The organism is Bradyrhizobium sp., from assembly GCF_028868675.1.
Taxonomy (GTDB): Bacteria; Pseudomonadota; Alphaproteobacteria; order Rhizobiales; family Xanthobacteraceae; genus Bradyrhizobium.
This window is the reverse complement of record NZ_JAGWUA010000097.1, coordinates 1-17,649: the sequence shown is the minus strand read 5'-3', so window position 1 is coordinate 17,649 and position 17,649 is coordinate 1. Positions and strand designations below refer to the sequence as shown.

Genomic DNA, 17,649 nt, shown 5'->3' with positions numbered 1-17,649 from the left:
CTGATGGCCTCGCCGATGGCGCACCAGACCGGCTTCATGTACGGCCTGATGATGCCGGTCATGCTCGGCGCCCGCGTGGTGCTGCAGGACATCTGGGACCCGGCAAAGGCGGCCGAGCTGATCCGCGCCGAAAGCGTCAGCTTCACGATGGCCTCGACCCCGTTCCTGACCGACCTTACCCGCGTGGTGGCCGAGACCGGCGAAGGCGTGCCGAGCCTGAAAACCTTCCTGTGCGCGGGCGCGCCGATTCCGGGGCCGCTGGTCGAGCAGGCACGCAAGACGCTCGGCGCCAAGATCGTGTCGGCCTGGGGCATGTCGGAGAACGGCGCAGTCACGCTGATCCGGCTCGACGACCTCGACGAGCGCGCCTTCACCACCGACGGCTGCGCCCTGCCCGGCGCCGAGGTCAAGGTCGTGGACAGCGACGGCAAGGCGCTGCCGGCAGGACAGACCGGCAGGCTGCTGGTGCGCGCCTGCTCGAACTTCGGCGGCTATCTGAAGCGCCCGCAATGGAACAACACCGATGCCGAAGGCTGGTTCGACACCGGCGATCTCGCGCGGATGGATGCGGAAGGCTACATCCGCATCACCGGCCGCAGCAAGGACGTCATCATCCGCGGCGGCGAGAACATTCCCGTGGTCGAGATCGAGGCCCTGCTCTACCGGCATCCGGCGGTCGCGCAGGTCGCGATCGTGGCCTATGCCGACGAGCGCCTCGGCGAGCGCGCCTGCGCCGTGATCGTGCCGAAGCCCGGCCAGACGATCGACTTCGTGGCGATGACGGAGTTCTTGAAGCAGCATAAGCTCGCGCAGCAGTACATTCCCGAGCGGCTGATCCTGCGCGAGGCGATGCCGGCGACGCCGTCGGGCAAGATCCAGAAATTCCGTCTACGCGAGATGCTGCGGGAGGGCGAGCTATGAGAGCGGCTTTCATCACCGGTCACGGCGGCAACGAGGTCGTCAGCGTCGGCGAGCGGCCGATGCCGCAGCGCAAGCCCGGCGAGGTCGTGGTGCGGATGAAGGCCGCCACCGTCAACCGCGTCGATCTCTACATGCGCGACAGCGGCGCCGGCATCACCCACGCCCTGCCGCAGATCCTCGGCATCGATGGCGCAGGCGTGATCGAGCAGGCCGACACGAGCGCGCTGATCGGAGCCCGCGTGACGATCTATCCCGGCATCGTCTGCGGCACCTGCGAGTTCTGCAAGCGCGGCGATCCGGTGCTGTGCGCCAGGATGAGCCTGATCGGCGAGCATCGCGACGGTACCATGTCGGAATTCGTCTGCGTGCCCGCCCAGAACGCCATGCCCCTGCCCGACGGTCTCGACTTCGCGCAAGGTGCAGCACTCGGCGTCAACTATCTCACGGCCTGGCGCATGCTGTTCACCAAGGCGAGGCTGCAGCCGGGCGAGACCGTGCTGGTGTTCGGCATCGGCGGCGGCGTCTCGTTCGCCGCAATGCAGATCGCCAAGGCGGCTGGCGCGCGCGTCATCGTCACCTCGCGCAGCGCAGACAAGCTCGCGCGCGCCAGGGAGCTCGGCGCGGACGCCACGGTCGGCGCGCCGCCGGACAAGATTCCCGCCGAGGTCATGGCGCTGACCGGCGGACGCGGCGTCGACGTCGTCATCGAGAACATCGGCGGTGCGATCTGGAACGCAGCCCTGAAATGCCTGGTCCGCGGCGGCCGCATCGCCACCTGCGGCGCGACCATCGGCGACCAGCCGCCCTCCGACCTGCGCCGCATCTTCATCCGCCAATTGCAGATTTTCGGCTCCACGCTCGGCAATCCCGACGAGTTCGCGGACCTGATCGGCTGGTGCGCCCAGGGAAAGCTGCGGCCGCCGATCGACGCCCGCTACAAGCTCGACCAGATTCACGCCGCGCTCGCGCATCTGGAGTCCGGCGAGCAGTTTGGCAAGATCGCGATCGACATCTGAGCGCGCGCGGGCCCGGCGAGGCGGCCTGGCCGCGGCCCTCACCGCTTTCCTTCGATCGCGATCTCGACGAGATAGGGGCGATTGGCCGCGACCGCCTTCGCGATCGCCGGCGCGATGTCGTCGGCCTTCTCGACCCTGACGCCCTCGACGCCCATGCCGGCCGCCAGATGCACGAAGTCGAGGTCCGGACCGGTCAGATCCATCTGCTGATAGGGATGCTGCGTTCCCGGCCCGAAGTTGTGACGCCAGACGTCCACATTGTGCTTGAGGATGCGGTACTGCCGGTTGGATAGGATCACGAACACGATCGCGAGCCCGTGGTGGGCCGCGGTCCACAGCGCCTGGACGCTGTACATCGCCGAGCCGTCACCGGAAACGGCGACGACGGGACGATCGGGCATCGCGACCTTGACCCCGATGGCGCCGGCCAGCCCCTGGCCGATGCCGCCGCCGCGCCCGCCGAAATAATCGCCGAAGCCGCGATAGTCGAAGGCGCGCGCGAGATCGAGGCTCGCGGTGATGCTTTCATCGACGATCACGGCCTCGTCGGGCAGCCCGCCCCGCAACTCGGCCGTCACCCGCGGCATCGAGCTCGGCTCACGGTTCCAGGCCTTCTCCAGCCGCGCGCGGTAAGCGTCCTTCTCCCGCGCCGACAGTTCGGCAAGCTCGCGGTTGCGCCGCTCGGCGGCCCGCCGGAATTCCGCCGTCGCCCGCGCGCGCACGGAATTCGTCAGCGCACCGAGGCTCGCCGCCATGTCGCCGATGACGCCGGCATCGAGGCGGTGATTGAACGCCAGGCGCTCCGGCGCCTCCTCGATCTGCACGACGACCGTGCCGGCGGGGAAATGGCCGCCCGCGGCATGCCAGATATCCTCGAAGAACGGCCCGCCCAGGAGCAGGACGAGGTCGCTCCCGCCGAGCGCATTGCGGATCTGGGCCGCATCGCCGGGAAGCGATTGGCGGTAGTTCGAATGGCCGGTCGGAAATCGGCAGCGCGACGAAGACCGGACCCTGCGGCGCATCGGTCGCCACCTTGAAGGCGCGGCGCAGGATCGGGGCGATCTCGTCGGCGCGTTCGATCTGCACGCTCCATTTGGTGACCGGCGCCGCCATGGCGACGAGATCGTGTCCCAGCAGCGGGTTGGTCAGCCGCATGCGCGTATCCTGCTGTCCCGCGGTGACCAGGACGGGCGAACCGGCCTTGAGCGCGCCGTAGAGCGATCCGATCGCATTGCCGAGACCGGGCGCGACGTGGAGGTTGGCGACGGCGGGGCGGCGCGCGGCCTGCGCGTAGAAGGAGGCGGCGCCGACCGCGACGCCCTCATGCAAGGTCATCACGTAGTCGAGCTGCGGATAGGCCGGCAGGCTGTCCAGGAGCGGCGTCTCCGTCGTCCCGGGATTGCCGAAGATGTGGCGCACGCCGTGCGATACCAGAGATTCCATCAGCACACGACGACCGCGCATGTCCGTCTCCCTCACCTCCCGCCCCGACACCGGGCGGGTTGTTTTCGGCAGACGTTAGCATGCGGGCCCGATCGGCCAAGGCCTTCGTTCCGGATTCATCGCGCGTCAGCGCGCAAGGGGTGCGTGAGCGCCGGCGCAAACCGTTCGGAAAATGTCGCTGTCCTCGCATCCCGCGCCGCCGCGAGCGAAGCCGAGATCAGCACGTGAAACCCTACGGAGGCCACCGCCAGCAAAAGGACGGCGAAAACCAGACGGCGCATGCTTCCCTCCTTCATTGGGGTCGATGCCTCCAGGGTGGGACGGCTTTGTTTCAGGAGCGCTTCATGCGGCAGGAAAAGCAGTTTCGCTCAACGGACCGTGATGCGCGCCCCGTTCGTCAGGCCGCAGATCGCGCAGCAAGCGGCAGACCGCACAGCCGGGCTTGACCCAGGTCAACCCTCGCGGCTGCCCGGCATGTTACGAGGCTCGAAGCCACACGGCTCCGCGAGCCCGAGCCCGCAAGCGCGAACCGCACCGACCCGGTGCAACGTGGCAGGGCGGCGCGGCAGGGTTCTTCGATGCTGTCCGACGTCCGCTCGCGACTCCCGGCGATCCTGGCCAACGGGCTGACGGCCATCGGGCTGTTCGCCATGATCCTCGACACGTCGCCGGCGACGACCGACGCGTGGCATCTGATCTTCCTCGGCGCCGTGGTCGCGGTCTGGAGCGCGATCCTGGCCGAGCTCGTCATTCGCCTCCACCGCCACGCGACCTGGCAGCAGCGCTTCACCTATCTGGCGACGTCGGAAGGGGCGATCGATCTTGCCTCGGTCCTCGCCCTGCCGTTCGGATGGCTGGTCGTTTCCGATCCGCGCGACGCCAGCCTGTTCGCACTGGTGTGGTCGCTGCGCTTCATTCGCCACACCACGGGCCTGACCCTGTTCGTGCGGGTGATGATGCGCTGCCGCGTCTCGCTGCTCAGCATCGCAAGCCTGTTCGGCGCGATCTTCTTCGGCGCCTCCACGCTCGCCTACATCTTCGAGCGCCACGCCCAGCCCGAGACCTTTGGCAGCGTCGGCCGCGCGATGTGGTGGGCGGTGGTCACGCTGACCACCACGGGCTATGGCGACCTGATCCCGCTGACGATCTGGGGACGGCTGCTCGCGGGCTGGGTGATGATCGGCGGCATCGTCATGTTCGCGCTGCAGGCCGGCATCATCGCCACGGCCTTCGCCGAGGAGCTGCGGCGACAGCACTTCCTGCGCACCTGGGATCTCGTCGTCACGATGCCGCTGTTCCAGAAGCTCGGCGCCGCCACGGTCGCCGACATCGTGCGGCGGCTGGAGGTGCGCGACGTCGCCGCCGGCGCCGTCATCGTCCGCGAGGGCGAGCCGGGCGACACCATGTATTTCGTCGTCTCGGGCGAAGCCACCGTCGAGCTCGAGCATGCTCCCGTCATCCTGAAGTCGGGCAGCTTCTTCGGCGAGATGACGCTGCTGTTCGGCACGCCGCGTTCGGCGACCGTCGTCGCCACGCAGCCCAGCGTGCTGCTCGTCCTCGACATCGCCGACCTGCGCGAGCTGGCCGCGCGGCGTCCCGAACTCGTCGATCTCATCGAGCGCGAGGCGACGCGCCGCCGCGATGCCAACGCCATGACGCGGTCACCGGCGTCCGCCGACGTCATCTGACCGTCGTCTCCGGTCCCGGAGAACGGCAGCCGCCGTCAGAACGGCAGCCCCACATAGTTTTCGGCCAGCGAGCGCTGCGCCGCCTCCGAGGAGAACAGGTAGGACATTTCGGTCTGCTGCAGCTTGTCCTCGTACTCGATCCGGTCGGGGAAGCGGTGCAGCAGCATCGTCATCCACCAGGAGAAGCGCTGCGCCTTCCAGATGCGCGCCAGGGCCTTGGCGGAATAGTCCTGAAGTCCGGATTCGTCGCCCTTCTGATAGCGGTCGAGCATCGCGTGGTAGAGATAGTAGATGTCGGACGCCGCGCTGTTGAGCCCGCGCGCGCCGGTCGGCGGCACGATATGGGCGGCATCGCCCGCGAGGAACAGCCGGCCGTAGCTCATCGGCTCGGCGACGAAGCTGCGCAGCGGCGCGATGCTCTTCTCGATCGAGGGACCCGTGATCAGCCGGCCCGCGACTGCCGCCGGCAGGCGCCGCTTCAATTCGGCCCAGAACGCATCGTCCGACCAGTCCTCCGGCTTGTCGGTGAGCGGCACCTGGATGTAGTAGCGGCTCAGCACCTGCGAGCGCAGCGAGCACAGCGCGAAGCCGCGCTCGTGCTTCACGTAGATCAGTTCCGGCGACACCGGCTTGGTGCGCGACAGCACGCCCAGCCAGCCGAACGGATAGACCTTCTCGTATTCGCGCAGCACGTCCGCCGGGATCGACTTGCGGCTGACGCCGTGAAAACCGTCGGCGCCGACGACGTAATCGCAATCGACGCGGTGGTTCTGGCCGTCGTGCCGGTAGGTCACGTAGGGCTTGTCCGACTTGATGTCGTGCAGCGCGACGTCCTCGGCATCGTGCACGACCTTGCCTCCGAGCTTGTCGCGCGCCTCGTAGAGGTCGCGCGTCAGCTCGGTCTGGCCGTAGACCATGACCGAATTGCCGCCGGACCATTTGTGGAGGTCGACGCGGTCGAGCCTGCCGTCATGGGCGATCTCGAAGCCGTGGTGAATCTCGCCCTCGCGGTCCATCCGCTCGCCGCATTGCGCCTCGCGCATCAGCTTGGCGAAGCCGTGCTCCAGCACGCCGGCACGGATGCGCGACAGGACGTGATCGCGGCTGTATTTTTCGAGCAGGATGGTGTCGATGCCCTTGAGGTGCAGAAGCTGGGACAGCATGAGCCCCGACGGCCCGCCGCCGATGATGCAAACCTGAACCTTCATGGCGTCCTCCTCTTGTTGTTGCGACTTCTTTGCAGAAACCGGCCCGCATGCGGATGGAGGGTTTTGCCTTTGTCTTGTACAATTCGAACATGGGAACCATACCTGCGACATCGTCCATCCAGGTTTTCAACCTGTTCGGCGAGTCCGGTGACTTGCCGGACGTGGTGCACTGCGAAACGATCGCGGCGCGCTCGGTGCTGCATGACTGGTCGTTCGCGGCCCACCGCCACGCGCGGCTGCATCAGGTCCTGATGATCGCGCGCGGCGGCGGCGAGGCGACGCTCGACGGCCGCGTCCATGCGCTGAAGCCCATGCAGATCGTCAACGTGCCGGTCGGCCATGTCCACGGCTTCCGCTTCGAGCCCGGCGTAACCCAGGGCTGGGTGCTGACGATCGCCGCCGAAATCCTCGACGAGGCGCTGCTCGCCTCGGAAGGCCTGCGCGGGGCGCTGTCGCAATCGGCCGTGGTGCGCGGCACGCCGCAGATCCGCGCCACCATGAAGCAGATCTTCGCCGAGCACGCGGCGCGGAATTTCGGCCGCGCCCACCTGCTGCGCGCGCTGTCGGCGACCGTCATCGGGCTGGTGGCCCGCGAACTCGTGCGCGAAAGCCACGGCGCGGGAGCGGTCGAATCCGACCTGTTCCGCCGCTTCGAGGCGCTGCTCGAGGAGCATCACCTGAAGCGCTGGAGCGTCGCCGACTATGCCGATGCGCTATCGGTGACGCCGACGCATCTCAACCGCATCACGAGGGCTGCGACCGGAGACACCGCCTCGCATCTGATCCTCAACCGCTTGATCCGCGAGGCGCGGCGCAACCTGGCCTACACCAACCTGCCGGTGTCGACGATCGCCTACGCGCTCGGCTTCGACGACCCCGCCTATTTCAGTCGCGTCTATGCCGCCGCCACGGGCCTGTCGCCGCGCGCCTTCCGCGAACAGGTGCATGGCGGGGAGTAGTCAGCCGCGCTTCTTCGACAGCTTGCGCATCACGCGGTCGAGCGCGGCGATCTCGTCCGGGCTCAGCACGGCAAGCAGTTCCGCTTCCCGCGCGAGCGCGAGCGGGACGATCTGGCGGTACAGCGCGCGGCCGTCCGTCGTCAGCGAGACGATGAGTTCGCGGCGGTCGGCGGGATCATGCTTGCGGCTGACGATGCCGCGCGCCTCCAGGCCCTGCACCGCGCGGCTGACTTGCATCTTGTCGAGCGTCGCCAGTGGGCCGATCTCCTTGGTCGCGATCTCCGCGCGCGCGCCGAGGATCGCTAGCACGCGCCATTCGTGCCGCGACAGCGAAAAGCGCTCGGCATAGACCTCGGCGACCGCGAGCGACACCTGCTCGGCGAGCCGCGCCAGCCGGGAGGGAAAATATTGCTGCAGGTCGAGCGCGGCATCGGCGCCCGACGCCGGCCCGCTCCCCTTGTGCTTCGAACGTGCCTTCATTCCTCGCCGTCCCCTCGCGCCGCGGTGTCGGAAAAATCGTTCATGTTGTTTGATCCAGATCAAACTGGTCAATCGTAACAATTGATACCAATTTCGCAACTGCGCAAAAAGGGAGGAATTCGCCATGAAAATCCAGAAAATCCATCACGTCGCCTACCGCTGCGTCGACGCCAAGGCCACCGTCGATTTCTACAAGAAGGTCTTGAACATGGATCTGCTCGGTGCCATCGCCGAGGACAAGGTGCCCTCGACCAAGGCGCCCGATCCCTACATGCACATCTTCCTCGACGCTGGCGGCGGCAACATCCTCGCCTTCTTCGAGCTACCGAACTCGCCGCCGATGGGCCGCGACCCCAACACGCCGGACTGGACCCAGCACATCGCCTTCCAGGTCGCCGATCTCGACGAGCTCGACGAAGCCAAGGCGCGCGCCGAAGCCGCCGGCCTCGACGTCGTCGGCGTCACCGACCACACCATCTTCAAGTCGATCTATTTCCGCGACCCGAGCGGCCATCGTCTGGAGGTCGCGGCCTGGACGGCCACGCCCGAGCAGATCGGCCGCATGAACGCGGTGGCGCACGAGATGGTCGAGGAATGGTCGCGCACCAAGCGCCCGCCGCGCCACACCGCCTGGATGCACGAGAAGGAATTCGACGGCGCCCGCTAGTTCGGTAGCTGCTCGCCAACCGAGGGCGAAGCCGTTTCGGGGCAGACCGCCTCCGCGGCCAAGCCACTGGTTGCGCCGCGACAGCCACGCTAGAATTGCCTCATGACCGTGACCGACATTGCGAGCCGGACCTACAATCACAGCTGGCGGCTGGACCCGACCGTCCGCAGCCTGCTCGACACCGACTTCTACAAGCTATTGATGTTACAGATGATTCGTGAGTTCTACCCGAATCAGAGGGTGACCTTTTCAGTCATCAACCGCTCGCGCCATGTCCGCCTCGCCGAGATCATCGACGAGGCCGAGCTGCGCGCCCAGCTCGACCACGCCCGCACCATCCGCTTCACCAAGAAGGAGCTGATCTGGCTCGCCGGCAACACCTTCTATGGCAAGACCCACATGTTCTCGGCCGACTTCATCCGGTGGCTTGCCGAGTTCCGCCTGCCCGAATACGAGCTGCGCAAGGTCGAGGGGCAGTACGAGCTGCATTTCCACGGGCCGTGGATGGAAACGACCATGTGGGAGATTCCGGCGCTCGCCATCCTCAACGAGCTGCGCTCGCGCGCGGTCATGAAGGGACAGGGCCGTTTTGCGCTCGACGTCCTCTACGCCCGCGCCAAGGCCAAGCTGTGGAGCAAGGTCGAGCGGCTGCGCAGGCTCGAAGGCTTGCGGCTGTCCGACTTCGGCACCCGCCGCCGGCACGGCTTCCTGTGGCAGCGCTGGTGCGTCGAGGCGGTGAAGGAAGGGCTCGGGCCGTCCTTCATCGGCACCTCGAACGTGCTGCTCGCGATGGACAACGACCTCGAGGCGATCGGCACCAACGCCCATGAGCTGCCGATGGTGGCGGCGGCGCTCGCCAACGACGACGAGGAATTGCGCTGGGCGCCCTATCGCATTCTCGACCAGTGGCGGCAGAGCTACGGCGGCAACCTGCTGATCGCGCTGCCCGACGCGTTCGGCACGAAGGCGTTCCTGCGCGACGCGCCGGAATGGGTCGCCGACTGGACCGGCTTCCGCCCCGACAGCGCGCCGCCGATCCAGGCCGGCGAAGAGATCGTCAAATGGTGGAAGCAGAAGGGCCGAAATCCCAGGGACAAGCTCCTGGTGTTCTCCGATGCGATGGACGCCGATTCGATCGAAGCGACCCATCACCACTTCGCCGGCCGCGTCCGGCTCTCGTTCGGCTGGGGCACCAACCTCACCAACGATTTCGTCGGCTGCACCCCGGACGGATCGGTCGACCTCGATCCGATCTCGATCGTGTGCAAGGTGTCGTCGGTCGACGGCCGGCCCGCGGTCAAACTCTCCGACAATCCGGAGAAGGCCACCGGCGCTCCTTCCGAGATCGAACGATACCTGCGCGTGTTCGGCGATGCCGGCCGCATCCGTCAGGCCGTGCATGTCTGAGCGTCCGCGCCGCGCCGCGCGGAATCCCTAGGGTTGATGGCTGGTAAATCCGCCGGTGCGCCGGCACCGCACTGCGCTGCGGCTGTACGAAAAATCCGTAATTCTACGCGCCAGACTTCACAGCGGGTTTACCCTCGTCCGCGCAAACTGCCTGCTTTCAGGGCAGGTTAAGCCCTCCACGCGTCTACTCGGCTCGACATTGGTCGACTTGACCTTTGCCTTGTCGAGGGGATGCCGAGTGTTTCGCAGAAACGCGGAGGGAGGGAGCGCCGTGCGGCAGCATCGCCGCCTGCATCTCGTCAAGCTCGTCTCGCCCTTTGTCGCGATCGTGCTGCTTCAAGGACTGATCGCCTATTTCAGCCTGGAGATACTGTCCTCGGTCCGGGCCTATGTGGCAGGCGAAGCGATCTGGTCGCGGTCGCAGAAGAATGCGGTCTATTTCCTCGATCTGTACCTGCATTCCGGCGACGGCAACTATTACAAACAATATCAAGAGGCCCTCGCCGTCCCGATCGGCGACAAATTCGCACGACTTGCACTCGAGCAGGAGCCCGTGGACGTCGATGCGGCCTCCCGCGGATTTCTACAGGGCGACAATCATCCCGACGATGTCCCCAGCCTGATCTGGCTCTACCGGCACTTCAGCGAGGTCCGCTTCCTCAAGGCCGCAATCCGCGACTGGAGCGTGACCGACCCGATGCTGCTGGAGCTGACCATCTTCGGCGAAGCCATCGACGCGGAAATGCGCAACGGCCTGCTGCGCGACGCGGCGCGCCAGACGTTCCTGACGTCCCGGCTGCACGAGCTCAACAGCCAGTTCACCGCTCGCGCCAACGGCTTCTCCGAGGTGCTCGGCGAAGGCTCCCGCGCCATCAAGACGCTGCTGACTGTCGCCAATCTCGCAACCGCCGCAGCCCTCATCCTGCTCACGGTCTGGCATACGCGTCGCCTGGTGCGGCAACGCGAAGCTTTCGAGAACGCGTTGAGGGAGGAGAAGGAGCGCCTCGCCTGGCAAGCATCGCACGATCCGCTGACCGGCCTCGCCAACAGACGCGCCTTCGAGGCTTGCCTGGAGAGCGAACTCCGCAGGCTCGACGAGGGAGAGGGCTCGCTCGCGCTGATCCTGCTCGATCTCGATCAGTTCAAGATCGTCAACGATACCTGCGGCCACCCGGCCGGCGACCGCCTGCTCTGCGAGGTCGCTGGCCTGCTGCAGAGGGAACGCCGACCCGACGACCTGATTGCCCGGCTGGGCGGCGACGAGTTCGGCCTGATCCTGCCGTGCCGCAATGCCTACGACTCCACCGAGATCGCCGAGCGCCTGCGCGCCTCGATCGAGCGCTTCAGCTTCTCCTGGGGCGAGCGCAACTTCGCGGTGACCTCCAGCATCGGGCTCGCCTGCGTCACCGGCGCGCATAGTGCGGTGGAGGAAGTCTTGCGGCAGGCCGACGTCGCCTGCTACGGCGCCAAGGAAAAGGGACGCAACCGCGTTCAGGTCTACCACCCGCGCGACGTCGAGCTGCTGCAGCGCGTCGACGAGATGACCTGGGTGCACCGGATCCAGGAGGCGCTGGAGAACCAGCGCTTCCGCCTCTACGCGCAAGACATCGCGCCGCTGCAGGACAAATCCGCAGACCAGGGCCGCCATTTCGAACTGCTGTTGCGGCTTCAGGACGCCTCGGGCCGGCTCGTTCCGCCGAGCGAGTTCATCCCGGCGGCGGAGCGCTACGGCCTGATGACGCTGATCGACCGCTGGGTCGTGCGCGAAGCCTTCAGGCGGCTGGCGGAGAGCCTCGACCAGCCGCAGCCGGTTCCGATCGCGACCTGCTCGATCAATCTCTGCGGCCAGACCTTTTCGGACGAGGGCTTCGTCGAGTTCGTGCAGGAGCAGCTGCGCATCAACCGCATTCCCGCCGAGATCGTCTGCTTCGAGATCACGGAGACCAAGGCGATCTCGAACCTGGACTGGGCGAACCATTTCATTTCGGCGCTGCGGAATACCGGCTGCCGCTTCGCGCTCGACGATTTCGGCACGGGCATGTCGTCCCTGGGATACCTGAAGAAGCTCCCGATCGACTATCTCAAGATCGACGGCGCCTTCGTCCGCGACATGCTCTCGGATCGAGTCGATCGCGCAATGGTCGAGATGATCGATCGCGTCGGCAAGGTCATGGGCATCCGCACGATCGCGGAATTCGTCGAGAATGCGCCGATCCTGGAAGCCGTGCGCGGCATCGGCATCGACTACGCGCAAGGCTATGCGATCGCTAAACCCCGACCGTTCGATGCAACCTTCTTCGAGACCCGGCCGGCCGAGCCGCCCCGGCGCCAGGCGGCCTGAACCGACCCGGCGGCGGTACCGGCTCAGCCCGCTTGCCGCCGTTCCTGCGCATAGCGCACCAAGGCCGCAAAACGGTAGATGCCGTGGACGAACTTGCCATAGGGCATGGTGATGAACAGCGCGAACACGGCACCGAGATGCAGCGCCAGCAGCGGTCCCATGACGGCGGTCTCGCGCAGCACCAGCACGGCGAGGCCGCTAATCGCGGTCAGGAACAGCATGGCGATGAAGCCGGCATCCATGCCGTAGCGCGTCTCGTCCAGCAGCGCGGCGTCGCGCCGCGACTTCGCGACAAGCAGCCCGATCGGTCCGATGACGAGACCGATGCCGCCGAGCGTGCCGAGCACGACGGGCAGGTCCCACCACGGATAGGGCGCCTCGCGTCCCAGCAGATAGTGATAGAGCGTCGCGACCGAGGTCGCCGCGAAGCACAGCACGAAGCCGTAAAAGGTCAGATGGTGGTAGAGCTTGCGTCGGTCGGTCGGTCGGTCGTCCTCGTTGTAGCAGCCGACCCCGCCGCCATCGAGATAGCGCAGCTCTCCGGCATCGCGGATCGCCTGAACGAGCGAGCCGCCGTCGGCGCGACCGCCGACCGGCTCGCCGATATCGCGCCAGAACGCCCGCACGCTCATGACGAGCGCCAACATCGCATAGAGGAACGCGGCACCGAACAGCAGGGCCATCGCATTGTGCGGCATCAGCTTGTAGAAGGCTCCCGGCCCGGCGTGGACGCCGAACAGGACGGCGCGGTCGTTGGCCGCGGCAAAGCCGAGGATGAAGACCGCCATGCTGAGCGCAGCGACGATGGTGATGACGAGGCCATTGCGGGCGAACGCGCCCGACAGCCCCTTCGGCCAGGCATAGGCCGCATAGGACTCCGCGCGCGCGACGGCCAGCGTCTTCGGAACGTTGACATTGAATTCGTGCGGCGGCGAGAACTGGCAATCGACGTAGCAGGCGCCGCAGGCGTGGCAGAGGTTGGCGAGATAGTTGAGGTCGCCATCGGAGAAGGCACGGCGCATCTCCATGGCGGGAAACACGGCGCACAGGCCCTCGCAGTAGCGACAGGAATTGCAGACCGTCATCAGACGGTCGGCTTCCTCGAGAATTCTAGTTCCGTGCATGTCTTGCCGCTTCCCGTCCCGCGATACGCCCGAACACGCTGCCGATGGTCATGCCGATGCCGGCCGCATAGCCCTTGCCAAGCACGTTGCCCGCCATGATCTCGCCGGCCGCGAACATGTTGGCCGATGGCCGGCCGTCCTTCATCACCATGCGCGCCTCCCGGTTCACGCGCGTGCCGAGATAGGTGAAGGTGATGCCAGGCCGCACCGGATAGGCGAGATAGGGCGGCGTTTCGATCCGCCGCGCCCAGTGGGTCTTCGCCGGCGCGATGCCTTCGGTGCGGCAATCGTCGAGGATGGTGTGATCGAACGTGCCCGGCCGCACCGCGGCATTGAAATCGGCAATGGTCCTTTCCAGCGCGGCCGGATCAAGCGTCAGCTTGCCGGCGAGCTCGGCGACCGTGGCGCCTGCGATCGGCGGAAACAGCGTCGGCATGAAGCTGGTGACGACCGTGGAATCGAAGATGATGTAGGCGATCTGATCCGGCTGCGCCGCGACCAACCGGCCCCAGATGGCGTAGCGCTTCGGCCAGATGTCCTCGCCCTCGTCGTAGAAGCGCTGGGCGTACTTGTTGACGACGATGCCGAACACGACGGAGTCGTGGCGGGTGATGATGCCGCCGTCGAATTTCGGCGCGCGGGCGTCGATCGCGACCGCATGGCATTGCGTGGGATCGCCGACCTCCTGCACGCCCTTGGCGAGCAGCATCTTCAGGATCGAACCGCGGTTATAGGGCGTGCCGCGGATCAGGAAATTGTCGGCCGCCTCGCCCCAATGCTCCCTGAGCCATTCGATGTTCGCCTCGAAGCCACCGGCCGCGGCGACCAGCGAGGTCGCGCGGATCTCGGTCGCACCGTCGATCGGCCGCTTCAGGCGGACGCCGAGGAACATGCCGTCCTCGATCAGGAGGTCCGTGACCTCGGCATCGTAGTGCACGTCGACGCCGAGTTGCTCGGCGGTCAGGTACAGCGCGTTCAGCATGGCGCGGCCGCCACCGAGGAAGAACGAATTGGTACGGCCGAGGCTGAGCGTACCGCCGAGCGAGGGCTGCCAGCGCACGCCCTGCTCCACGATCCAGTTCAGGATGTCCTTGGACTCCCGGATCATGTGCCGCGCGAGCTCTTCGTCGGTCTGCCCGCCGGTGACGCGCTGCAGATCTTCCCAAAATTCGTCCTCGGTGTAGGGACCGGTCAGGATCTCGGTCGCGGCATCATGGGCACAGCGCATGTTGCGGGTGTGGCGCGTGTTGCCGCCGCGATAGAATTTTGGCGCACCTTCCAGCACCACGACCGAAGCGCCGGCGCGCCGCGCGCTGATGGCGGCGCAGAGTGCGGCGTTGCCGCCGCCGATCACCAGCACGTCGTATTTGCTGCTCATTCCGCCTGCCCGATCGAATCAGGAGCTGGAGACATTCCGACCTCGCGCTTGCCACCATTGCATACTTTTGTATACAAAGATATACGTCCATGACGCAAGCCCCGTGGCGGCATGGAGGGGACATATCTTGCGTCGGGAGACAGCATGGCAAAGCGGCCGGACAGGACCATCGGATCGATCTCCCGCGACTCGGGCCTGGCTCTGGGCGAAGCCGTGTTCCGATCGCTCTGCGAGGCGCTGCAGGCCGGAGCCTATCGGGCCGGCGACCGCCTGCGCGAGGAGGAGGTCGCGCAGCGGCTGAAGGTCAGCCGCACGCCGGTGCGCGAGGCGCTGGGCCGGCTCGCCGCGCGGGGCTTCGTCGAGCCGGCAGCCGGCCGCGGGCTGATCGTGCGCAGCCTCGATATCGCCGAGGTCCTCGAGCTCTACGCCATGCGCGAGATCCTGGAAGGCGCGGCCGCGCGGCTTGCCGCCGAGCACGCCTCCGCGCCCGAGATCGACGCGCTGACGGATATCGAGCAGGCCTTCGCGGAGCACGCCGACGATGCGACCGAGATGGCAAGGCTCAACCGCGCCTTCCACGAGGCCATCTGCCGCGCCGCGCGCAATCGCTATCTCGACAACGCCTCCCGGGAATTGCAGGACTGGATCGCCCTGCTCGGCCCGACCACCTTTTCCGTGACCGGCCGACCCTCGACCAGCCACGGGGAGCATCAGGCGATCATCGCCGCGATCGCCGCGCGCGACGGCGACAGGGCGGAGAAACTGGCGCGCACCCACATCGGTGAAGCGCTGCGCTGCCGGCTGAAATTGCTGCAGAAGCAATAGCGCGAGGCCGCGTTCTCCTACCCGGAAAATCCCGCAGGATCGATCAGCTTGGCGATGACCGGGAAGTAGGCGTCTCCCATTCCTCCATCGATTGCCTCATCGAAGACGGTGCGCACCAGCGCCGCGCCGCGCAGGTTCAGGCCCGCCTCGGCGGCGAGCTCCAGCGCGTAGGTCAGGTCCTTCAGCGCATATTCGGTCGAGAACGCGCGCAGCGGGAATTCCTGCGCGACGATCGCCTTCATGCCGTGGTTGCGCAGTGCAAAGCTGTCCGCCGAGCCCTTGGACAACGTCTCCAGCAGCAGCTTCGGATCGACGCCGCTGTGCTTGGCGAGGGCAACCGCTTCGGCAAGCGCATTCACGGTCTCGAACAGCACCATGTTGTTGAGGATCTTCGTCACCTGCCCGGCACCGGTGCCGCCACACAGCGTGACGTCGGTGGCGAAATGCCGGATCAGCGGCTCGACCCTGGCGAACTGCTCCGGCGTGGCGCCGACCATGACACTGAGCGTGCCTTCCTGCGCGGCCTGCCGGGTGCGGGCGATCGGCGCGTCGATCCAGAGCGCGCCCTTCTCGGACAATCGCCGCGCGAAGTCGCGCGTCATGCCGACCTCGGAAGTGCCGAGATCGATCACCGTGTGGCCGCGCCTGATCGCGCCCAGAATGCCGCCATCGAAGGCAGACAGCACGTGCCTGGCGCTCGGCAGGCAGAGGAACGTCAGCCCGCTGCCATCGATGACCTCGGCAACCGATGCCGCCGCCGTCGCTCCATCGGCCGCGATCCGTGCCAGCGACTCCGCCGCAAGGTCGAACGCCAGCACCTTGCGTCCGCTCTTGCGCACGAGATTGCGGCAGATCGGCTCGCCCATGACGCCAAGACCGATGAATCCTATCGTACCCGACATGAAGGTCTCCTCCTCAGACTGTGGCGGCGGACCCAGGCCACTCCATTGTAGTCAGGCTATCACGTCGGCCGCGATCGCCTTCAGCGCGTCCCGCACATCGCGCGGGCTTAGCCGTACCTGCAATCCGCGCTGGCCGCCATTGACGTAGACCCGGTCGTGCCCAAGCGCGCTCTTCTCGATCACGGTTTTCACCGCGCGCCGCTGCCCGAACGGGCTGATGCCGCCGACCTTGAAGCCGGTGAGGCGCTCGGCCTCGGCCGGCTTCATCATCTGCGCCGATTTGCCGTCACAGGCGGCGGCAAGCTTCTTCATCGAGACTTCCCGGTCCGAGGGCACGACCACACAGATCGGCTTGCCGTCGACGACCGCCATCAGGGTTTTCAGCACTCGCGCCGGATCCTCATCCAGCGCGGACGCCGCCTGCAAGCCGATGCTCGCGGCGTCGGGATCGTAGTCGTAGCTATGGACGGTGAAGACGATGCCTCCGGCCGTCAGCGCGCGTGTGGCGGGGGTGACCTTGGACATGCGTCGTAAGGCTGTATTGCGAGGAGCCCGTAGCCCGGATGCAGCGCAGCGCAATCCGGGATCGGTCCGTCCCCGTATTCCGCTTCGCTGCATACGGGCTACCAGGTAGCCCCTACTCCGCTGCGTCGCGCATCTCGGCGCGCTCGGCCCTCGCTGCGCAGAACTTGAATTCGGGGATCTTGCCGAAGGGGTCGAGCGCGGGGTTGGTCAGGAGATTGGCGGCGGCCTCCGCGTAGCAGAACGGCATGAACACCATGTTCTCTGGCACGTCGCGGTCCGAGCGAACCTTGACCTCGATCGCACCGCGCCGGGTCTCGAGCCGAATCAAGTCGCCGGGCGACAGCCTCTTGCGCCGCATGTCCTTCGGCGACATGAAGGCGACCGCCTCCGGCTCGATCTGGTCGAGCACGGTGGAGCGGCGCGTCATCGAGCCGGTATGCCAGTGCTCGAGCACGCGGCCGGTCGAGAGCACCATCGGGTATTCGGCGTCGGGCAACTCGTCCGGCGGCGACACGTTCGCCGGCACGATCTTGCCGCGGCCGCTCGGCGTCGGGAAACCGGTGGTGAAGATGATCTCGTTTCCGGGCTTGTGCGGGTCGTCGACCGGATAGGTCACCGCACCCTCGCGCACCAGACGTTCCCAGGTGATGTTCTTCAGCGATGGCATCAATTCCGCCATCTCGGTGAAGACGTCGCCGGGCCCCGAATAATTCCAGGGCAGGCCCATGCGCTTGCCGATCTCCTGGATGATCCAGAGATCCTGCC

16 protein-coding genes and 1 pseudogene are annotated in these 17,649 nt (G+C 66.7%); 8 read left to right on the top strand and 9 right to left on the bottom strand.

The genetic code is table 11. The features are described 5' to 3' along the window. Both KGM94_RS14325 and KGM94_RS14320 read left to right on the top strand, forming a co-directional pair. The coding region (locus KGM94_RS14325) for an AMP-binding protein (protein ID WP_300259925.1) at positions 1 to 921 on the top strand (921 nt) is incomplete at its 5' end. Further along, positions 918 to 1,937, top strand: coding sequence for a zinc-binding dehydrogenase (locus tag KGM94_RS14320; protein WP_300259923.1), 1,020 nt, complete (start codon positions 918 to 920; stop codon positions 1,935 to 1,937). The genes KGM94_RS14325 and KGM94_RS14320, both read left to right, overlap by 4 nt. 38 nt (positions 1,938 to 1,975) lie before the next feature. Here KGM94_RS14320 and KGM94_RS14315 read toward each other — a convergent pair whose 3' ends face one another. Both KGM94_RS14315 and KGM94_RS25290 read right to left on the bottom strand, forming a co-directional pair. Further along, positions 1,976 to 2,959: a thiamine pyrophosphate-dependent enzyme gene (locus KGM94_RS14315; RefSeq protein WP_300259921.1), complete on the bottom strand. Its 984-nt coding sequence runs from the start codon at positions 2,957 to 2,959 to the stop codon at positions 1,976 to 1,978. 130 nt (positions 2,960 to 3,089) lie between these two features. Next, positions 3,090 to 3,401 (bottom strand): annotated as a pseudogene (locus KGM94_RS25290) (thiamine pyrophosphate-binding protein); the annotation flags it as partial. Between the two features lie 557 nt (positions 3,402 to 3,958). Here KGM94_RS25290 and KGM94_RS14310 point away from each other — a divergent pair. Then, complete coding sequence (locus tag KGM94_RS14310; protein WP_300259919.1) at positions 3,959 to 5,068, top strand: cyclic nucleotide-gated ion channel; 1,110 nt, start codon at positions 3,959 to 3,961, stop codon at positions 5,066 to 5,068. Between the two features lie 35 nt (positions 5,069 to 5,103). Here the strand turns inward: KGM94_RS14310 and pobA are convergent, their stop codons facing one another. Then, a complete protein-coding gene (gene pobA, locus KGM94_RS14305) occupies positions 5,104 to 6,276 on the bottom strand; it encodes a 4-hydroxybenzoate 3-monooxygenase (protein WP_300259917.1) in 1,173 nt (390 codons plus the stop codon). A 53-nt stretch (positions 6,277 to 6,329) separates the two neighbouring features. On the opposite strand from pobA, the gene KGM94_RS14300 reads away from it, so the two are divergent. Then, a complete protein-coding gene (locus tag KGM94_RS14300) occupies positions 6,330 to 7,235 on the top strand; it encodes a helix-turn-helix domain-containing protein (protein ID WP_300259927.1) in 906 nt (301 codons plus the stop codon). Here KGM94_RS14300 and KGM94_RS14295 read toward each other — a convergent pair whose 3' ends face one another. Next, positions 7,236 to 7,715: a MarR family winged helix-turn-helix transcriptional regulator gene (locus tag KGM94_RS14295; protein ID WP_300259915.1), complete on the bottom strand. Its 480-nt coding sequence runs from the start codon at positions 7,713 to 7,715 to the stop codon at positions 7,236 to 7,238. A gap of 124 nt (positions 7,716 to 7,839) precedes the next feature. On the opposite strand from KGM94_RS14295, the gene KGM94_RS14290 reads away from it, so the two are divergent. The 3 genes from KGM94_RS14290 to KGM94_RS14280 all read left to right on the top strand — a co-directional run bounded on the left by KGM94_RS14290 (position 7,840) and on the right by KGM94_RS14280 (position 12,130). Then, positions 7,840 to 8,382, top strand: a complete 543-nt coding sequence (locus KGM94_RS14290; protein ID WP_300259913.1) for a VOC family protein — start codon at positions 7,840 to 7,842, stop codon at positions 8,380 to 8,382. A 102-nt stretch (positions 8,383 to 8,484) separates the two neighbouring features. After that, positions 8,485 to 9,789: a nicotinate phosphoribosyltransferase gene (gene pncB, locus KGM94_RS14285; protein WP_300259910.1), complete on the top strand. Its 1,305-nt coding sequence runs from the start codon at positions 8,485 to 8,487 to the stop codon at positions 9,787 to 9,789. A gap of 271 nt (positions 9,790 to 10,060) precedes the next feature. Next, the gene (locus KGM94_RS14280; protein ID WP_300259908.1) at positions 10,061 to 12,130 is read left to right on the top strand and encodes an EAL domain-containing protein; all 2,070 of its coding nucleotides are present in this window, start codon (positions 10,061 to 10,063) and stop codon (positions 12,128 to 12,130) included. A 23-nt stretch (positions 12,131 to 12,153) separates the two neighbouring features. Here the strand turns inward: KGM94_RS14280 and tcuB are convergent, their stop codons facing one another. Together tcuB and tcuA are read right to left on the bottom strand one after the other, a co-directional pair. Continuing rightward, entirely contained in the window at positions 12,154 to 13,254 is a 1,101-nt protein-coding gene (gene tcuB, locus KGM94_RS14275; RefSeq protein ID WP_300259906.1) for a tricarballylate utilization 4Fe-4S protein TcuB, read from the bottom strand. After that, positions 13,241 to 14,632, bottom strand: a complete 1,392-nt coding sequence (gene tcuA / locus KGM94_RS14270) for an FAD-dependent tricarballylate dehydrogenase TcuA (protein WP_300259904.1) — start codon at positions 14,630 to 14,632, stop codon at positions 13,241 to 13,243. Before tcuA ends, tcuB begins: the two co-directional genes overlap by 14 nt. 144 nt (positions 14,633 to 14,776) lie before the next feature. Here tcuA and KGM94_RS14265 point away from each other — a divergent pair, with 144 nt between their 5' ends. Continuing rightward, positions 14,777 to 15,457 (top strand): GntR family transcriptional regulator, encoded by a 681-nt coding sequence (locus KGM94_RS14265; RefSeq protein ID WP_300259902.1) that lies wholly within the window; start codon positions 14,777 to 14,779, stop codon positions 15,455 to 15,457. Between the two features lie 17 nt (positions 15,458 to 15,474). Here the strand turns inward: KGM94_RS14265 and KGM94_RS14260 are convergent, their stop codons facing one another. From KGM94_RS14260 to KGM94_RS14250, 3 genes are all read right to left on the bottom strand, one after another. After that, entirely contained in the window at positions 15,475 to 16,359 is an 885-nt protein-coding gene (locus KGM94_RS14260) for an NAD(P)-dependent oxidoreductase (protein WP_300259900.1), read from the bottom strand. Between the two features lie 51 nt (positions 16,360 to 16,410). Further along, on the bottom strand, positions 16,411 to 16,884 hold the full coding sequence (gene ybaK, locus KGM94_RS14255; protein WP_300259898.1) for a Cys-tRNA(Pro) deacylase: 474 nt from the start codon (positions 16,882 to 16,884) through the stop codon (positions 16,411 to 16,413). A gap of 112 nt (positions 16,885 to 16,996) precedes the next feature. Further along, positions 16,997 to 17,649, bottom strand: a 653-nt coding sequence (locus KGM94_RS14250) for a molybdopterin dinucleotide binding domain-containing protein (RefSeq protein ID WP_300259895.1), incomplete at its 5' end; no start/stop codon positions are given.

Bases quoted from the DNA above. Each gene is read 5' to 3' on its own strand.
- KGM94_RS14265 (WP_300259902.1), top strand. From the start codon at position 14,777: ATGGCAAAGCGGCCGGACAGGACCATCGGATCGATCTCCCGCGACTCG.
- KGM94_RS14260 (WP_300259900.1), bottom strand. From the start codon at position 16,359: ATGTCGGGTACGATAGGATTCATCGGTCTTGGCGTCATGGGCGAGCCG.
- tcuB (WP_300259906.1), bottom strand. From the start codon at position 13,254: ATGCACGGAACTAGAATTCTCGAGGAAGCCGACCGTCTGATGACGGTC.
- ybaK (WP_300259898.1), bottom strand. From the start codon at position 16,884: ATGTCCAAGGTCACCCCCGCCACACGCGCGCTGACGGCCGGAGGCATC.
- KGM94_RS14290 (WP_300259913.1), top strand. From the start codon at position 7,840: ATGAAAATCCAGAAAATCCATCACGTCGCCTACCGCTGCGTCGACGCC.
- KGM94_RS14300 (WP_300259927.1), top strand. From the start codon at position 6,330: ATGGAGGGTTTTGCCTTTGTCTTGTACAATTCGAACATGGGAACCATA.
- KGM94_RS14315 (WP_300259921.1), bottom strand. From the start codon at position 2,959: ATGCGCCGCAGGGTCCGGTCTTCGTCGCGCTGCCGATTTCCGACCGGC.
- KGM94_RS14310 (WP_300259919.1), top strand. From the start codon at position 3,959: ATGCTGTCCGACGTCCGCTCGCGACTCCCGGCGATCCTGGCCAACGGG.
- tcuA (WP_300259904.1), bottom strand. From the start codon at position 14,632: ATGAGCAGCAAATACGACGTGCTGGTGATCGGCGGCGGCAACGCCGCA.
- KGM94_RS14320 (WP_300259923.1), top strand. From the start codon at position 918: ATGAGAGCGGCTTTCATCACCGGTCACGGCGGCAACGAGGTCGTCAGC.
- pncB (WP_300259910.1), top strand. From the start codon at position 8,485: ATGACCGTGACCGACATTGCGAGCCGGACCTACAATCACAGCTGGCGG.
- pobA (WP_300259917.1), bottom strand. From the start codon at position 6,276: ATGAAGGTTCAGGTTTGCATCATCGGCGGCGGGCCGTCGGGGCTCATG.
- KGM94_RS14295 (WP_300259915.1), bottom strand. From the start codon at position 7,715: ATGAAGGCACGTTCGAAGCACAAGGGGAGCGGGCCGGCGTCGGGCGCC.